General features: G+C 39.4%; 16 protein-coding genes. 9 read left to right on the forward strand and 7 right to left on the reverse strand.

Features of this window, described 5'->3' with window-relative positions; translation table 11 throughout:
* Positions 1–68: 68 nt before the first annotated feature.
* The 4 genes from MMP72_RS11235 to MMP72_RS11250 all read right to left on the reverse strand — a co-directional run bounded on the left by MMP72_RS11235 (position 69) and on the right by MMP72_RS11250 (position 2897).
* Positions 69–602, reverse strand: a complete 534-nt coding sequence (locus tag MMP72_RS11235; RefSeq protein ID WP_241317310.1) for a gamma carbonic anhydrase family protein — start codon at positions 600–602, stop codon at positions 69–71.
* A 97-nt stretch (positions 603–699) separates the two neighbouring features.
* Positions 700–1848, reverse strand: a complete 1149-nt coding sequence (dacC, locus tag MMP72_RS11240) for a D-alanyl-D-alanine carboxypeptidase PBP5/6 (protein ID WP_241317312.1) — start codon at positions 1846–1848, stop codon at positions 700–702.
* Positions 1849–1992: 144 nt separating this feature from the next.
* Complete coding sequence (locus MMP72_RS11245) at positions 1993–2373, reverse strand: hypothetical protein (protein ID WP_241317314.1); 381 nt, start codon at positions 2371–2373, stop codon at positions 1993–1995.
* A 149-nt stretch (positions 2374–2522) separates the two neighbouring features.
* Positions 2523–2897 (reverse strand): hypothetical protein, encoded by a 375-nt coding sequence (locus MMP72_RS11250; RefSeq protein WP_241317316.1) that lies wholly within the window; start codon positions 2895–2897, stop codon positions 2523–2525.
* Positions 2898–3044: 147 nt separating this feature from the next.
* Here MMP72_RS11250 and surE point away from each other — a divergent pair, with 147 nt between their 5' ends.
* The 3 genes from surE to MMP72_RS11265 all read left to right on the forward strand — a co-directional run bounded on the left by surE (position 3045) and on the right by MMP72_RS11265 (position 5818).
* Positions 3045–3815, forward strand: a complete 771-nt coding sequence (surE, locus tag MMP72_RS11255) for a 5'/3'-nucleotidase SurE (RefSeq protein ID WP_241317318.1) — start codon at positions 3045–3047, stop codon at positions 3813–3815.
* Between the two features lie 110 nt (positions 3816–3925).
* A complete protein-coding gene (locus MMP72_RS11260) occupies positions 3926–4759 on the forward strand; it encodes a peptidoglycan DD-metalloendopeptidase family protein (protein ID WP_241317320.1) in 834 nt (277 codons plus the stop codon).
* 129 nt (positions 4760–4888) lie between these two features.
* On the forward strand, positions 4889–5818 hold the full coding sequence (locus tag MMP72_RS11265) for a LysR family transcriptional regulator (RefSeq protein ID WP_241317322.1): 930 nt from the start codon (positions 4889–4891) through the stop codon (positions 5816–5818).
* A 41-nt stretch (positions 5819–5859) separates the two neighbouring features.
* On the opposite strand, the gene MMP72_RS11270 is transcribed toward MMP72_RS11265, so the two are convergent.
* The gene (locus tag MMP72_RS11270) at positions 5860–8490 is read right to left on the reverse strand and encodes an AAA family ATPase (RefSeq protein ID WP_241317324.1); all 2631 of its coding nucleotides are present in this window, start codon (positions 8488–8490) and stop codon (positions 5860–5862) included.
* Between the two features lie 183 nt (positions 8491–8673).
* On the opposite strand from MMP72_RS11270, the gene MMP72_RS11275 reads away from it, so the two are divergent.
* The 6 genes from MMP72_RS11275 (at position 8674) to rpmE (ending at position 13613) form a co-directional block, all read left to right on the forward strand.
* Entirely contained in the window at positions 8674–10887 is a 2214-nt protein-coding gene (locus MMP72_RS11275) for an MFS transporter (RefSeq protein ID WP_241317326.1), read from the forward strand.
* A 155-nt stretch (positions 10888–11042) separates the two neighbouring features.
* Complete coding sequence (locus tag MMP72_RS11280) at positions 11043–11270, forward strand: type II toxin-antitoxin system prevent-host-death family antitoxin (protein WP_241317329.1); 228 nt, start codon at positions 11043–11045, stop codon at positions 11268–11270.
* Positions 11267–11650 carry a type II toxin-antitoxin system VapC family toxin gene (locus MMP72_RS11285; protein WP_241317331.1) on the forward strand — a complete coding sequence of 128 codons (384 nt, stop codon included), beginning with the start codon at positions 11267–11269 and terminating at the stop codon, positions 11648–11650. Before MMP72_RS11280 ends, MMP72_RS11285 begins: the two co-directional genes overlap by 4 nt.
* A 30-nt stretch (positions 11651–11680) precedes the next feature.
* Positions 11681–12082: a lactoylglutathione lyase gene (gloA, locus tag MMP72_RS11290; protein ID WP_241317333.1), complete on the forward strand. Its 402-nt coding sequence runs from the start codon at positions 11681–11683 to the stop codon at positions 12080–12082.
* Between the two features lie 139 nt (positions 12083–12221).
* Entirely contained in the window at positions 12222–13190 is a 969-nt protein-coding gene (locus tag MMP72_RS11295; protein WP_241317335.1) for a bile acid:sodium symporter family protein, read from the forward strand.
* Positions 13191–13388: 198 nt separating this feature from the next.
* Positions 13389–13613, forward strand: a complete 225-nt coding sequence (gene rpmE / locus MMP72_RS11300; RefSeq protein WP_004671881.1) for a 50S ribosomal protein L31 — start codon at positions 13389–13391, stop codon at positions 13611–13613.
* 106 nt (positions 13614–13719) lie between these two features.
* On the opposite strand, the gene MMP72_RS11305 is transcribed toward rpmE, so the two are convergent.
* Both MMP72_RS11305 and MMP72_RS11310 read right to left on the reverse strand, forming a co-directional pair.
* Positions 13720–15810: an EAL domain-containing protein gene (locus MMP72_RS11305; protein WP_241317337.1), complete on the reverse strand. Its 2091-nt coding sequence runs from the start codon at positions 15808–15810 to the stop codon at positions 13720–13722.
* A complete protein-coding gene (locus tag MMP72_RS11310) occupies positions 15792–17546 on the reverse strand; it encodes a GTPase (RefSeq protein WP_241317339.1) in 1755 nt (584 codons plus the stop codon). Before MMP72_RS11310 ends, MMP72_RS11305 begins: the two co-directional genes overlap by 19 nt.
* Positions 17547–17558 lie beyond the last annotated feature (12 nt).

A 17558-nucleotide genomic window follows, 5' to 3' on the forward strand; every position in this document is an offset into this window, starting at 1 on the left:
ACCCCACGGTCAATTTTATAAGAATCGTTGCTTATTTGATCATAGCATAATTGGCACTATTAGGATGATTAACTCTTATAATTATCCTTCACTTTCACGTAATTCTGCGCTGAATAAGGTAAGAATGCTTTTTCTTTATCCGTGAGGGGACGCACTTGTTGAACTGGACTGCCCACATAGAGATAGCCACTTTTTAAGACTTTACGTGGTGGAACAAGACTACCAGCACCGATCATTACATCATCTTCAATAATCACATCATCTAACACCACGGTATTGATGCCAATCAGTACACGATTACCAATGGTACAACCGTGCAAAGTCACATGATGTCCAACAGTTACATCTTCACCAATCACTAAAGGTGAACCATTTGGTTTAGATTGATTTTTATGGCTGACATGTAACATACAATGGTCTTGAACATTACTATTTTTGCCAATCTGAATTGAATTGACATCACCACGAATCACCGCAAATGGCCAGACTGAAACATTCTCAGCTAATTTTACATCGCCAATGACTATGGACATCTCATCAATATAGCAACTTGAATCAATTTCAGGATGATGGTCTAAATAAGAGCGAATGTTCTTGGTCATAAATGGTATCAACATAAAAGATAGCGGAATTATAAAATCAAAAAGCACTCAGACTGAATAGCCAGAGTGCTTAATTCACTTATTCAAAAATTAGAATTTAGAATAAGTTACCAAAGAATAATTTAATATGATCAATCATACGCGCAAAGAAACCAGCTTCTTCAATTGGTTTTAATGCAACAAGTGGTTTTTCAGCAATAACTTTACCATCAAGACTAGCAACCAATTTTCCAATCACTTGACCCTGTGCCAAAGGTGCATTGAGTTGCGGTTGTACCACAAGCTGAGTTTTGATTTTATCAGCCTGACCCTTCGGCATGGTGACATTGAAGTTTTCAGCTAAGCCAATTTGAACATCATCTTCTTTACCAAACCAAACTTTGGCTTTCGCAATTGCTTGATTAGCAGGTTGCACATTTGCTGTTTCAAAATTTGAGAAGCCCCAAGCGAGGAGTGCACGAGTTTGATTGGCACGTTCATTCATACTTGGTGTGCCGAAGATCACTGAAATCAAACGCATTGGACCACGTTTACTTGAAGTTGTTAAACAGAATCCAGCTTCATTGGTATGACCTGTTTTTAAACCATCAACACTTGGGTCGGTGTAAAGCAGTGCATTACGATTCCCTTGTTTAATGCCATTAAAGGTAAATTCTTTTTCTGAATATATCGGATAGTATTTTGAGCTGTCCTTGATGATATGTTGTGCCAAGATCGCCATATCTTTTGCAGTCGAATAATGACCCTCAGCAGGCATACCTGTTGAGTTAATAAAGTGAGTATTGGTCATACCAAGACGTTTCGCTTCTTGGTTCATCATATGCGCAAATGTACCTTCATTGCCTGCGATATGCTCAGCCATTGCTTTTGATGCATCGTTACCAGATTGAACAATGATGCCTCGCAGCATTTCAAGCACAGTTGCAGAACCATTTAATGGAACATACATACACGATTCAGCACTACTCCCACGACACCATGCCGATTCGTTCATGCGAACTTGTTCTTCTTCGGTCAGTTTACCTTGTAATAATTTCTGTTCAATGATGAAGCTGGTCATCATTTTGGTCATTGAGGCTGGCGCAAGTTTTTCATTTTCATTTTTTGCAGCGAGAATCTGACCTGTTTCATAATCCATTAATACATAGGATTTATTATTTAATTCTGGTGGAGCAGATAGGACAGTTGCTGCATATGAAAAGCTTGGCAAAAGTAGTAATGCAGCAAGAGCGCTTTTTCTAGTCATTCTAGGTGGTTCCAATATCTTGTATGGTACGGATGAGCCTAGCATTTTAGGACAAAGCAAAGCCGACTTCTATGGGGGAAGTCGGCTTTTTCATACAGTATTGTAACTAATACATATCGGATACGTTCTTGTGGTTATTTTGAATTAATAATTTCGAACATCTTCGCAAATTTGACGATTCTTTTCATCAGCGGCAGCTTTGGCATCTTTGCGAGCTTCGACGAGGAATTTTTGGAAATCTTTGGCTTTTGCACGTTTATTGAGAACATCAACGGCTTTGGATTCTTTAGGTAAATGCTCTTTTACCAAGCGTTCGTAGCCTTGAGTAAACTTCTTATCTTCGTCAATTAAAGTTGGGCAAATTTCAGAAAGCACATAAATTGCAGCTAACTCTTCTTGCGTTGTTGTTTGCGACAACGGCGTTACTTCAATGTTTTCTGACTCTGCTGCATATGCGGTTGGTGTTAAAGCACTCGAGGCAATAAGCAATGATAAACCTAGTGTTTTAAAAACATTTTTCTTCATAACAAACCAAACTCAAATTAAGACTTAAACAATTTGAATAACTTATAGCATAGAAGAAAAATAAAATTGTATATTTGCTGTAGGGAAAGTGGAGGAAATGTGGTTTTAAATGTATGAAATTTAAAACCACAGATAGGCTGTTTTTTCAATTACTCTTCAAAGTCTACGACATCTTGACACACTGATTTTTGTTCAGTTTGATCAACTTCTTTGGCCGCTTCGCGTGCATCTTTTAACAAGGTTTTAAACTCGGCATCTTGTTGCAAGCTTTCAAGTGAAGCTGATTTGTTTGAATAGCCACTTAAATAAGACGCTATAATTTTTTTAATATTCTGGTCAAACTCGGCATTTTTACTGATCAATTTTGGGCACATTTCGATCAGTACTTGTGCATTGGCAATATCATCTTTGATCAATGCATCTGCTTCTTGAACCGAAACAGCTTCATTTGCATAAATTGCTTGTGCTGTTAAAAGTGAGAAACCAACCCCAAAAACTCGAATAAATTTAGATAAATGTCTCATGATTGTATAAATTTCTAATGCTATGAAGTGATAAATATATATAATTCAATGAATAATTCAATTGAAAAAACTGTGTAGTAGACGGGCTATTGACATGCTATCAATACATCGTTGAAGTAGCAGCCTAATGAAAGAGACTGGATTTTAGTGAATATTTTAATTGCAAATGATGATGGTGTATTGGCACCAGGGCTTCAAGCTTTGGCTTTAGCATTAAAACCTTTGGGTCGAGTTGTGGTGGTTGCTCCTGAAAGTGAGCGGAGTGGTTATTCGAGTGCATTAACCTTAGATCGTCCCTTGCGTCCTGTTCAGATTTCCAAAGATGTTTGGGCTGTGAACGGTACACCTGCGGATTGTGTTTATTTATCTACCAATGGTCTTTTTGATTTCGAATTTGATCTTGTGGTCAGCGGAATCAATAATGGGGCAAACTTGGGTGATGATGTTTTATATTCAGGCACAGTGGGTGCGGCGTTTGAAGGGCGCTTAATGAAGCATCCTGCTATTGCAGTATCATTAGCTGGAGCAAATGTACGCTCATACGATCACCCTCAACAATACGCGCAAGCAGCACAGTGGGTGCATGATTTTATTGCGCAAGGTTTGCCAATTTTGCCACCACGTCATATTTTTAATATTAATATTCCTGATGTTGAACAGATCAAAGGGACTCAAATCACGTATCAGGGACGCAGAGCGCAGTCTAAACCAATTAGTAGCCATGTTGATCCACGTGGTCGGCAAGTTTATTGGATCGGGCTAGCAGGTGAGGCGGTGACTGATCCTCAACAAGCATCGAGTCAGATCCAGTCAGACTTCTTTGCTGTTTCAAGTGGATATGTCAGTATCACACCTATTCAAATGGATGCAACCAATTATACAGTGTTAGACAATTTGCATAATCATGTGAATGGTTAACGACTTGAATGTTATAACTTTGTGAAGATCGTGCGTGAATGCTCGTTTTTTCTCACTTTTTTGGTACTCTAAGGCGCAAATAGATTAAGGATTTTTCGATGAGGGCGAAGATGCACTTAAACCATGTCTCGATTTTTCATTCACAAAAAATGATCAAAACAATCGTATTGTCTATGGCGGTTGCAACAGCGGCTGTTGTAACAGGTTGTGCATCTAAACCACAGGTGAGCGGTGGTGCAAATTATGCACACGCACCAAACTATTATACAGTTCGTTCTGGTGATACTTTGAGTGGTATTGCAAATCGTTATGGGATGAGCTATTTAGATATCGCAGCACTCAATGATATTGCGCCACCCTACCGAATTTACGTCAATCAATCACTGCGCTTAAAAGGTTCTGCTGCACAGAGAACAACATCAACGCAAGCAATGGCGCAAACAGCCCCAATTCAGCGTCAAAGTATCAATTTACCAACACAACGACCAGTTACCCCACCAACGCAGACGATTACGCCACCACCTCAACGACCTGTTGTCCCAGTCGTGCCTGTGAATCCACCATCCACTTTAGCCTCAGGCTTACGTTGGGTTAAACCATCAAATGGTGCGGTTATTGAAACCTTTAATTTGGTAAGTAATGTGAAAGGAACACGTTATGGCGGCAATGTAGGTGATCCAATATTTGCGGCTGCAAACGGGCAGGTGGTTTATGCTGCGGATGGCTTAAAAGAATATGGTAATTTGGTCTTGGTTAAACATGTGGATGGCTATATCACCGCTTATGCTCACAACAGCAAAATGTTAGTCAAGAGTGGGGACAATGTCACTGCTGGACAAAAAATTGCAGAGATGGGTTCTTCAGGAGCATCTCGTGTCATGTTAGAGTTCCAAGTGCGTCTCGATGGTAAGCCTGTAAACCCAACAACAGTATTACCTAACTAGTTTCAGAACATAAACAAACCCTCAACAAATTATTAATAATCTCTAGTTTAACAATAGACTTCTCTGTATACTTATTATGTTTGCTTTTATTAGAACAATAAGCATATTAATAAATTGAGAGGGAAGTTTATGTTAGACCAATTGCGTGCAATGGGGGTTTTTGCTTGTGTTGTAGAAAAAAGCTCTTTTAGTGGGGCCGCTCGGGATTTAGGAATAACAACAAGTGCGGTCAGTCAACAAATCCGTTCATTAGAACAAGAAATGGATGTCACTTTACTTCATCGTTCAACACGAAAACTCAGTCTCACAGAGGCAGGGCAAGCATTTTTTTTCAGTTGCCAAGAAATGTTAGCTGCGGCTGAGCGTGGCAAAATTAGAATTAATGAGTTACGTGATGATTTGGTCGGTGATTTGCGTATTGCAACAACGCCAGAGCTCGGTGCATTACATGTGGTTCCAGCACTTTCTCACTGGATGTCTGCTCATAAGGGCTTGGCCGTTCATTTTGAAGCAGACCATCGTTATATTGATTTGATCGAAGAGCGTATTGATATTGCGATACGTATGAGTTTAAAAGTGGATGATCCTCAATTGACGATCGTTCCTTTAGCGCGCGTAGATCAGGTTCTGGTTGCGTCACCTAGTTATTTGAACCAAGCACCGTCAATTACTCACCCGCAAGATTTATGTCACCATGAATTATTGCCTATCACCTTAATGCAAAACTTTCAGCACTTTGCATTTCGTCATGGGCTAAGTGGTGACGTTGAGAATGTTGATATGAAAACGCGATTGGGAACAAATAATGTTTTTGTCGCGAAATCATTGTGTCAACAGGGACTTGGAATCGCGCGTATTTTATATATGGATGTTCAAAAAGAACTGATCAATGGTTCTTTGGTTGAGGTGCTGCCAGATTGGCAACTGCCTGTTTATACCTTACAAGCATTAACCTCTAAGCGTGAACAATATCCAGTAAAAGTACATCGTTGTATTGATGCGCTTAAACAATATTTTGCTCAATTACCGGGTGGCCGTTCTCTGCAAGGCGTTGCCTAAAATAAAAAAGCCATGCTCCTTAAGGGAACATGGCTTTTTCTTTACTTACGTTGCTTTTTCACTAAGGCTTTTAGTGCTTTAGTTTCGACTAAACTGTCTTCAGACGCTTTAGTTGTAGCCGTTTCTTTCTTGCCTTTTTTTCGCTTTTTCTTTTTCTTTGGCTCTTCATCCTCAACCGCATCACCATCTTCGATTGCTTGCCAATACTCTAGCTGTTCCATTACGGCAGCATAGATTGAGTTTTTACTATATCGTCCTTTCTTATCTAATGTGCCCACTGGGCGTGCCATTAGGATTTCTAAGGCTTGATCAATGGTGTCAATCGCATGTACATGAAATTGCCCCGCTTGCACAGCCTCACTTACATCTTGACGTAGCATTAGATGTTGCATGTTTTGGCGTGGAATAATCACCCCTTGTTTGCCAGTTAGACCTTGCAATTTACATGCATCATAGAAACCTTCAATTTTGGCATTGACGCCACCAATAGGCTGCACTTGACCCAGTTGATTCATTGATCCTGTGATTGCCCAAGATTGATCAATCGGGATTTGGCAGATTGCCGAGATTAAAGCCGACAATTCTGCAACGGTGGCACTGTCACCATCCACTTGTCCATAGCTTTGTTCAAAAGCAAGCGCAGCAGAGAAATGCAGAATTTGCTCACGACCAAAGTGGGCTTTGAGGAAGCTAGACATCAGCAACACACCTTTGGCATGAAGTGAGCCACCTAATTCAACACTGCGCTCAATGTCAAGAATATCGCCACCACCTTGATAAACTGAAGCGGTGAGACGAGAAGGTAAGCCAAACTCAACATCAGCGTAATGGATCACCGAGAGGGCATTGATTTGACCTAAGCGATGTCCTGAGGTTTCGATCAATTGCGTGCCACGAGATAGATCTTGCCAGTACAACTCACGTAGATAGCCTAAGCGATATTGGCGATGATGCAAGGCTTGGTTGACGTGATGATTGGTGACCAGCTTGTCATCCGCTTTAAATGCATGATGATGGGCTTCACGAATGAGATCACCCAGTGTGGAAGCGTGTAATGACAATGAGCTTTGATCTTCCGCTTGACGACTAGAGTCAGTCAGCAAAGCAGCGAGTGCAGAACGATCAAAAGGCAACAACTTATCTGCTTGAACATAATCAGCGATCAATTGCATGTAGGCTTGTTCATTACTGTCATTACGTTGTAATGTATCGGTAAAGTCAGCACGAATCTTAAAGACACTGCCCAGTTCGGGTTCTATTTCTAAAATTTCGTAATAAATCTCAGGTTCTGCCAGTAGAACTACTTTAATCTCTAAAGGAACTGCTGCTGGTTCAATTGAAATGCTACCAGTCAAGGTTAGCATGTGCTCTAAAGATGAAAGCTTGAGTTTTCCTGATTTTAAGGCACGTTTTAAACCTTGCCATGCATAAGGTTGTTCAAGTAAATGTTCGGCTTCGAGCAATAGAAAACCACCATTGGCACGATGCAATGAACCGGGGCGAATTAAAGTGAAATCAGTGGTAATGGTGCCATTATGAGTGAGTTGTTCGACATGCCCCAATAAATTGTAATGGGTTGGGAAGTCTTCAAAAATAACAGGTGCACCACTATTTGGTTTATTGGAGGTGATTACATTGGCTTGATAGCGTGCAGGCACACGATTGAATAAAGCAGGGGTAAAATCATCTTCCTCTTGTTCTAAAATAAGTTCGACATTATTAATGACGTCCTCAGCATATTGTTTTAAATATTGCTCTAAATTTTCGACTTCTTTATGTCGACTTAGAATTTGGTTAATTCGCGGCATCACCACCTGGGTAGCAATATCGCGGTTTAAACTGGAGACTTGATCTCGTGCATCATCTTCTAAATCGCCTAAGTGTAGACCTAAACGGTCTAATTTTTTCTCCATATAGCGAAGATTAGATTTGATGTCTGCCTTTTCTTTACTGCTCAGTGTATCTAGATCATTTTGAGTTAATTCTTGATACTCATCGTCTTTGAGTAACATCGGAATAAACACATGTTTGTCATTACGAGAAATGAGCTTTAGATCAAGTTCCTCACCTTCTTTGGTGAGTTCAACCAATGCTTGCTGTTGCACTTCACCTGTATCTTGGCGGATGCGCTCAATACGATTGTGATAACTTTCTGCACTAAAGCGGCGTTCTAATTGCTTTAGGCTGATTTGCCATGCTTGTTGTAGTGCATTTTGGAACTTAGCGCCTTGACCCGCTGGAAAACGTAAAGCAAGTGGCTGTCTTGGATTTTTGAAGTTGTTAACATAGACCCAATCATCAGGGGTTGGCATGGTTTTGGCGTGTTGCTGGAGTAAACGTTTAATCATGGTACGCTTACCCAGTCCAGCCGTACCCACTGCAAAAATGTTATAGCCAGAATAAGGTAGGGAAATCCCAGCTTCAACTGATGCACGTGCACGATCTTGCCCTAAAAAATTATTGAGCGGTTTGATACGTTTAGTGGAGCTTGGGATTTTGGCTAAGTCTGGAATATGAGTCAGTTGGTCTGCGCGTAAAGCGGTCTTAAGCAGTGTTGGTTGTATATCCGTTTGTTCAAAAGCATTTGGAAAAATATTGGTATTCGCTGTAATCGTGTTTGTTGGTGTTAGAGATAAAGTTGTTGCAGTCATTTGGTCAAGTTTTTGGGTCACTATTGCTATCCAACAAATAAACGAAAGTTAAGTAATTAAAGGTATACAGTTTTGGGTCTAAAGATCAAGCGAACTTGTGTTTTTTATCGACAAAACAAAACAATGATTGCATAAAGCAACTTGCAAGCAGCCGCAAGAAACGATTGAATAGGCACATTTGAACATTTTGGAAAATAATAAGCAATGACGACTCAAGCCTCTGGTTGGGCGGCTGCATTTAAAGCATTTTTAGATCGCCGTGCGCTGATTATGTTTTTTCTTGGTTTTTCAGCAGGGATACCGATTCTATTAATTTTTTCTAGCTTATCTTTATGGCTGGGAGAGGCAGGTATTGATAAAACTGCGGTGACTTTTTTTAGCTGGGCGGCATTGGGCTACTCATTTAAATTTGTTTGGGCACCGTTGATTGATGAATTACCTGTTCCATTTCTGACTAAAACCTTAGGTCGTCGTCGCGCTTGGTTGTTGATTGCACAGTTTTTAATTATTACTGCTATTTGTATTATGGCAATGACTGATCCTATGAGTGTAAGTCAGCCTTGGCATGTATATCTCAATTTAGGTCCAATAGAGCTATTCGATTTTTATATTGAAAATTTGGCGTTATTCCAAATGGCAGCAGGTGCAGTATTGTTGGGTTTCTCTGCGGCGACTCAAGATATTGTGATTGATGCTTATCGTATTGAGTTGGCTGAAACCGAAATGCAGACGGTTTTGGCTTCAACATATAATGCAGGCTATCGTATTGGGATGATCGTTGCTGGTGCAGGTGCTTTATTTTTGGCTGCTTACTTAGGTACAGCCAAAGGCAATTATATCTACGAAGCTTGGAAATATACCTATTTAACCATGGCGGCTGTTATGATGGTCGGGGTCATTACGACACTGATCATTCGTGAGCCTAAAGTTGATCGTGTCTATAAGGATTATAAATCTAAGGATTATTACCGTTTAGTTTTGGTGTTTTTTCTCGCGGTTACGACTTTTGTAGTGACTTATATTTATTCAGGTCAGCTCACACAAGCAATGATCAAGGCTGTTGAAATTAAAGATACCGCTGCTTTGTTTGGTTTAGAAGCCTTGCGATTTTTAACAGCCACAGCCTGTGCCTTATTGATCGGTTTCGGACTGGTCAAAGTAGGTGTTGTAAACCAACAGATGGCGAAAGAAACATGGGTCGCTCCGATTCTAGACTTCTTTAAGCGTTATGGTGTGAAGCTGGCATTGGTATTGTTATTGTTGATCGGTTTTTTCCGAATCTCTGACATTATCGCAGGGGTGATTTCCAATGTGTTCTATCAAGACCTGAACTTTAGTAAAGAGCAGATTGCCGAAGCTGTTAAAGTTTATGGTGTGCTATTTAGTTTGGTGGGTGGTTTCTTAGGGGGCTTGCTGGCACAGCGGATGAATATCATGAAGCTGATGTTTATTGGTGCCGTATTGGCGAGTTCAACCAATTTGATTTTTATTGGCTTGGTGAAATCAGGAAAACCATTGGATCAGGTTCAGGTACAAGTTGGTACTCACTCTTATCAGGTACAAACGGATGAAGTGGGTTTTTGGAAGTTAAAAGTGCCACCAGCAGTTTTGGGTGAAGCGAACAATATCGAAGTCACTGCATCTTATCTCAATAAAGAGCATGAAAAGCCTATTTCGATTTCACAACCTTATTTGGTTGCAGATGCACAACAACCACAAATTCAGATGTTACCCATCACTAGTAATAATGAAATTACCCTACATGAGCAATCGGGTAGTATCGTGGTGAGAGGACAGTATTTTGGTGAGCCATTAACTGCGACACAAAAAATTGTGATTGATTTAGATGGGCAAAATTTTGATGCAAAACTAGATCGGAATGGTGTTTTTAGCAGCGTGATTGAAGCGAAACAATTACTCGCTTCTCCATCTAAGCAACTTGATGTTGCGGTGCTAGATGGTGATCAATCAATATTATCTATATCGCATCGTTATCAATCGAATACGCACTTGACGATAGGTAATGAACTAGATGTGAATATTGAGCCTCTACCATTGATCAATCCTCAGTCTACTCAGGATGTCGAGATCAAAGGGAAAGTGATCAAACAGTATAGTTCATTGTGGTTATATCTCGCGATTGTGGTGGATAATCTTGCTGCTGGTTTGGCTGGCGCAGCATTTATTGCCTTTTTATCTAGTTTAACCAGTGTGTCTTTTACCGCCGTTCAATATGCTATTTTTAGTTCTTTGATGACATTGACTCCGAAATTATTGGGTGGCTATTCTGGCACGATGGTCAGCAATATGGGCTACCCGAATTTCTTTTTAATGACAACTTTGATTGGTGTTCCAATCTTAATCCTCGTGGTTTGGGTTGCAAGATTGCTGAAACAGCATGAAGCCTCAAGCAAGTAAAGTTAAGAGAATGCCTAAGTGATTTAGGCATTCTCTCTGATTAAAACTTTTGGAACTTATCAAAAAGTTATGCAAATGCAACTAGAATAGAGAGAAAATTGCATGTTTATGATTAAGAGGATACACTTCTAAGTAGACACTTTGGAGTATGAGTTATGCATGTTTCAACGAAAGAGTTACGTATTCAATCAGGTAAAATTATTCATCAAGTCCAGCATGGTCAAGAGGTCACTGTGACTTATCGAGGCAAAGCACTCGCAAAAATTGTACCGATTCAGCAGCAAAAGCAGGACGATGATATTTTTGCCATGTGGCAACAGGATGAACATGTTTCAACTGTAGATGAAACTGTACGCGCAATGCGTCAAGGTCGACAGTTTTGATTATTGATACCGATGTTCTGATTTGGTATTTACGAGGTAAAGTGGCTGCTAAAGAAGCGGTTGAAAGTAATATTCCATTTTCCATTTCTGCTGTGACTTATATGGAGTTGTTACAGGGAATGCGTAATAAGCAGGAAAGTTTACGTTTTCAAAGGGCTTTACATTACTGGAATATTCATATTATTCATATTGATCAGGAAATTTCTGCACGTGCAATGTTTTATGTTCAAGAATATGCCTTAAGCCATTCAATGCAAATGGCTGATGCTTTAATTGCTGCAACAGCAATACATTTTGGTGAATCTTTACTGACTGCGAACGATAAACATTATAAATTTATCCCTAATATTGATCTGCACAAATTCATTCCTGAACCCTAGTGAATGAATCTTTATTTCGAGGAAACGATGATGCGCATGTTACATACGATGCTACGTGTAGGTAATTTAGAACAATCTTTAAAGTTCTACACTGAGGTACTTGGTATGAAATTGCTACGCCAACGCGACTATGAAGAAGGGCGTTTTACCCTTGCTTTTGTCGGCTATGGTGATGAAGCAAACAACACAGTACTTGAACTCACCCATAACTGGGATACTTCAAGTTATGAGCTGGGTAATGCTTATGGGCACATCGCGATTGGTGTAGAAGATGCCTATAAGGCATGTGAAGACATCAAAGCACGTGGTGGAAAAGTGGTACGTGAAGCAGGCCCGATGAAGGGTGGCGTGACGGTTATCGCTTTTGTTGAAGACCCAGATGGCTATAAGATTGAGTTGATTCAACAGGATCAAAATGCACGTAACAATTAATCTTAATGGAGTTTAATCAGAAGATTTCTTATTTAAAACTCTAGCTTTATTTATATAGCCCAGTATGATGTGTCGATCAAATGGTCAACAATATCGTATTAGGCTTTATCGTAAATTAGTGGGTGAGTAGGAATAAGATATGTTCAAAATTTTGGCATTGGATCGCTTTACATTATTCTTGGTTGCGATGGTTGTACTTGCAACATTTTTACCAGTTTCAGGTCAAATTGCATCTTATTTTAATATTCTTACAACAGTCGCAATTGCCATACTCTTCTTTTTACACGGTGCAAAGCTGTCACGTGAGGCTGTGGTTGAAGGCATGCTGCATTGGAAAATGCATGCTCTGGTCTTTGCATTTACCTTTCTACTTTTTCCTGCCATCGGTCTCATGGCTCGACCGATCTTAGAACCTCTTTTAGGACAGCAGTTGTATTGGGGCTTTCTGTTTATGTGCTTTCTGCCTTCAACAGTACAATCTTCGATTGCTTTTACTTCGATGGCAAAGGGCAATGTCGCAGGTGCTGTGTGTAGTGCTTCATTCTCCAATATCATTGGTATGATCATTACACCTATTCTGGTCAGCTATTTTATTCTAGGGCAAAGCCAACATGGTTTTGATCCAACTCAGTCGATTATTCAAATCACACTGTTATTATTAGTTCCGTTTATATTAGGTCAATTATTACGTCCTTATATTTTCCCTGCAATGCTCAAACGACCAAGTTTGGTCAAGGTATTTGATCAAGGCTCTATTTTAATGGTGGTTTATGGTGCGTTCAGTAGCGCTGTGGTCGCTGGACTATGGCAGCAAGTCAGTGGTTTAACCTTATTGTATTTAATCCTTGCATGCTCAGTCTTGCTCACCATCGTGATGCTATTGGCTTTGTATGTGCCGAAATGGCTTGGTTTCAATCAAGCGGACCAAGTGACGATTTTCTTTTGTAGTTCAAAGAAGACTCTGGCGAGTGGGGTTCCTATGGCGCAAATTCTATTTATTGGACAACCTTTAGGGATGATTGTTTTGCCAATTATGATTTTTCATCAAATCCAGCTAATGGTTTGTGGGATAATTGCTAATCATTGGTCAAAAACAAGACAAGAATAATTCGCTAAATCTAATTTGTTGGCGTATAATGCTCGGCACTTGTTGGCTTTGCTCTGACCTTTAGAGTCTCGGTGAGTCAAAAGAAATGGTCTGTTGTGGTGTTGATCTGCAAGTGTAAAACACTTTGCTTTCCTCATATTGAGAGTGATCAATTGCGATAACAGCTTAAGCCTTTCTTACTAATTAGGAGCATCGAGCATGCGCGCCGATATTCATCCAAAATACCAAACTTTAGTTGCTACTTGTTCATGTGGTAACGTTATCGAAACTAAATCTGCTTTAGGTAAAGAAACACTTTATCTAGACGTATGTTCAGCTTGCCACCCATTCTATACTGGTAAACAAAAGAATGTGGATACAGGCGGTCGTATCGACAAATTCAAACAACGTTTTTCTGGTATGTCACGTTCTATCAAACGTTAATATCGAAAATGCAAAAAACGGGCAATATGCCCGTTTTTTTATGCTTATAAATTAGATGAAAGGGCGTATTGCATACGCCCAATGACCATTTTCTTACATATTGTGTTTATTGATCTTGTACATCGGTTAAGCGATCAAGTTTCTTTTGAAAATAATTACCTTGTAAGAAACGACTCTCTACATTCCACGCATTTGCAAATAAGTTCATATCATTTAATTCGGTTAAGAATATTTCAACAGGTTTTTGGGCAATAAAGTGCAACACTTTTTCTTGTAAGGCGGTCATGTCTTTGTCTGATGCGAGCATTTTCGATAATGTTGGGTGGAAACTGACATATTGAGTGTCAATTTGCTGAAGAATCGTATCGCTATAAAGAGAATCACCAAAACCACGAATGGCCACTTCAGCTCCATACTGGCGGAGTAAAGCAATTTGCGGCTGCGCCTGTGATAGGTTCTGTTGGAGTGCTTGCTCGGAGAACTGTAAAATGATTGGATGAGCTTGTTTACTTCCAATGATAGTTAATAATTTTGCAACCAATTCAGGAAGTTTTTTATCACTTAATAGAATGTGATGATTAAGATTGATAATCAGTTTTGCTTTTGGATATTGGGTAATGAAATTATGTAATTGTTTACATGCTTCTACTAATATCCAGCGGTCTAATTGAACGGATAGTTCAGGATCATTTTTTAAGTCCGCAAGGTCACTTAAATCCTGCCATTGATTATTGTGTATAAAGCCACTGGAAACCTCATAGGTGTGGGTATATTGATCTTGTTTATCATAGGTTTGTTGATATTTAAGATGAATATCACCTGTATCCAGCTTCTGTTTCAGCTCTTGTAATAGGCTGATTTGAACCGTTTTTGGAATATGTTCAGTGGTTAAACCAATATTGGTATCAATCTTCGGGGTGTTGAATACAGGTAGTGCCAGTAAGAATGCTTTAGAAAGTATACGTTCAAAATGGGCTTCATCTGGAATCTGTTTGGTCAGTTCGCAATAACCTAATTTTAAATGTAAAGGAAAGTTATATTGTTCCGTGACCAGCAATTGTGGCTTTTGCAAACCATTTAGACTAATCAATAACGAGTTCAATACCACTTTAGATTCTGCTTGGAATAAAGCCACATAAAGTGCAGTATCAACTTGATATACAGGAACACTAACTTGTTCTTTAATAAAATTTGGAATATTAGAGAAATAAGCTTTTGTTGCGTGCCAATCCTTTTGGAAAACTTCATTTGGACAGTTATTTAGACTAAACAACACCAGTGCATTGGCATTGGCTGGCTGATTTGCGAGTTGTCGATTAATTTGCTGCAACGCAGTAAATAAGCTCGAACCTTTTTCGGTTGGTGTTGTCGTTGGAGCTACGGCTACGGATTGATGTGTTGCTTCACACTCAATATTGAGTTGGATTTCATCTTCATTGCCAGAAGGGAGGAATTCAACTTGTAGCGGATTATTTTGTATGATTGGATTCTGAGTGCGCAGCTCAAAACGTGCTTGTTCAAATTGTCCCTGTGAAATTTTCTTGAAACGTAACTTAAACTGACTTAAATCTTCAGGTTGTAACACATCAAGAATAGGTAAACCAATAAGATCGTCTGCACTGTCAAAACCAAATAGCGTTGCATATTCGGCATTTACTTCGATATGAATGCCTTCTTGTAAAATTGCAACGGCTTTGTGGCTTTCGGCAACGAGAGATTGAGCTTGGGTTTGAGCTGCTTCTAATTCACTGAGTAAACGATGTTCCGCTTGAACCAAACGGCTGTAGGAAAGGGTGCGAACGATGTCGATGTAGAACTTTTCTGGTGAGGCAAGGTCTAAAACGTCATAAATGCCTTTATGAATATAAGTCTGATATTGCTCAGCTTTATAATCATCTGGCTCAAGTAATAAAACAGGTAAGCTTGGCTGTGCTGATGCTTGAATAAGAGATAGCGTTTGTTCAATTTTCAGATCGTATGCACGCCCAAAAATCACAATATCCCAAGCCAAATTCAGTTGTTTTTCAAATGCTTTAAGATCATCAAGTAAGGTTGCTTGAATTTGATGGTCTTGAGCCGCAAATAATGCCGAAATTTGATTATACCGTAATTGGTTATCATCAATGATGAGTAAACGAGTTTCAGTCCGTTTTAGTTTTTTAGAGAGTAAAGAATTTCTCACTTCAATGCTTCCCATAAGTCTTGATCAATTTTATCTAGATTTTTTTGTGCCATAAACTTACGGAGAACAGGCTGTTCTTCCTCATTCAGTAGTTCAAATTCAAATTGAACAAAACTTTGGGTAATTAGTTGTGCGTTTAATAAATACACTTTTACTTCCTCTTTCCCCAATCTTAAATGAACAGCTTGGTGTTCCCGAAAAATTTGTGAACCTGGTAATATCAAAGTTGTTTTGGTTTCATCCAAATTTTGATTTTTTAATAAAAGCGCTGGATGATAATTACTGATATGTCGATCCGCTTGAATACGTGCCGCACACGGGAAAATTTCTTGTGCAAGCACTTCTAAACCCAATTCTAAACTTTTCTCAGTGGATTGTTTAATCCAGCGAATCACGCCACCACGCCAATGTCCATGCGAGGTTTCTTTAACGAGTATATATTCACCTGTTCTTAAGTTCCTGGGTGCATCCCCAGACCATTTAATACGATAACCATTAACGCTAATATCCAGTATATCTGCTTGATATACCGTTTTACTTTCACGGTTTAAACGCTGAATCGCAGACTCTTGGTTATCTGTTGTGTTCTTTTTATCCCAAGCTGACATGAACCTTGATTCATTCTGTAGCCCATAACTATGATCTAGAAATAATGTTTCTGAAAAGTTCTTCGCTTTGGACAGGTAAAAATGTGCGGTCAAAAGACCAAAACAAATATGTAGCTGAGCATTATATTCATAACGCTCATGGCGACGCTCCGCGATCGTTCCTAGAATTGTCTGCACATGAAATTTTAAAGCAGGGGTGAGATAGACTTTTTCGTTTTTGGACACATATTCCGCATTTTTATGTAGGGTTGCAGTGACATGATCCAATAGGCTATGCGTACTAATAAAAATGTTCGGTAGAAAACCTGAACTTTGCTTTTTATTATAAATCGGTGGGTGATCTTTACTTGTGTCGACCACATATTTGGTTAAGTCTGTTTCTTTGGGTAGAATTTGAACCATCTTCGCCCAATCAAAACTACACTGGAACAGTGCTTGTATTTCAGATTGGCGTATTTGATTGGTATTAAAAATATCCATCAAAATGAGTTGGGCGTAAGCTTGAGAAATATTGCCCAATGAACTCGATGTGCCGTGAACTTGATCTAAGTTGGTATGGTGATATCTATGTGTAACAGCGGCATCATAGAGTTGATGTGCGATGAGCCATTGTCCTGCAACGGGTTCACTATACAACATATGTTGTTGGTATAAGAGTTGGGTCAGTTGTTGTAAAGATTGGAAGGTTGCCAGTGTTCTTGCTGTCTGCAAATTCTTCTTTTGATTGAGTGCAAATATCGAGAACTTCTGCTGGTCTAGCTGTTCATTGCTACGACGAACAATATTGATATAAACCGCTGCAAAGTAGCAGCGTAATAGCATCGCGAGTTCAATGATATGCTCATTGCGATCAGAGCTAATCACACCTTGATTGAAAAAATTCTTTTCTAAACTGCCTAAAACATTTTCGATGGTCGGGTGTAAGACTTGGACTAAGTCAAAACGCAAGGTTTCCGAACATTCTAACTCGCTGAGTTCTAATAAAGCGGCAAAGAGTGCTTTGGATGTATCGCCCAATTGCATGATGGATAAATTGGAAATCCATTCATTCAAACTTTTGGTGTTTGTGTCACAAAAACTCAGTTTGTCCCGTCTTAGTACAGTTGGAATTTGAAAAATATCCGAAAAAGCTGTGTTCATCATTGTGTTATCAAT

The organism is Acinetobacter sp. NIPH 2699, assembly GCF_022549355.1.
Lineage (GTDB): Bacteria > Pseudomonadota > Gammaproteobacteria > Pseudomonadales > Moraxellaceae > Acinetobacter.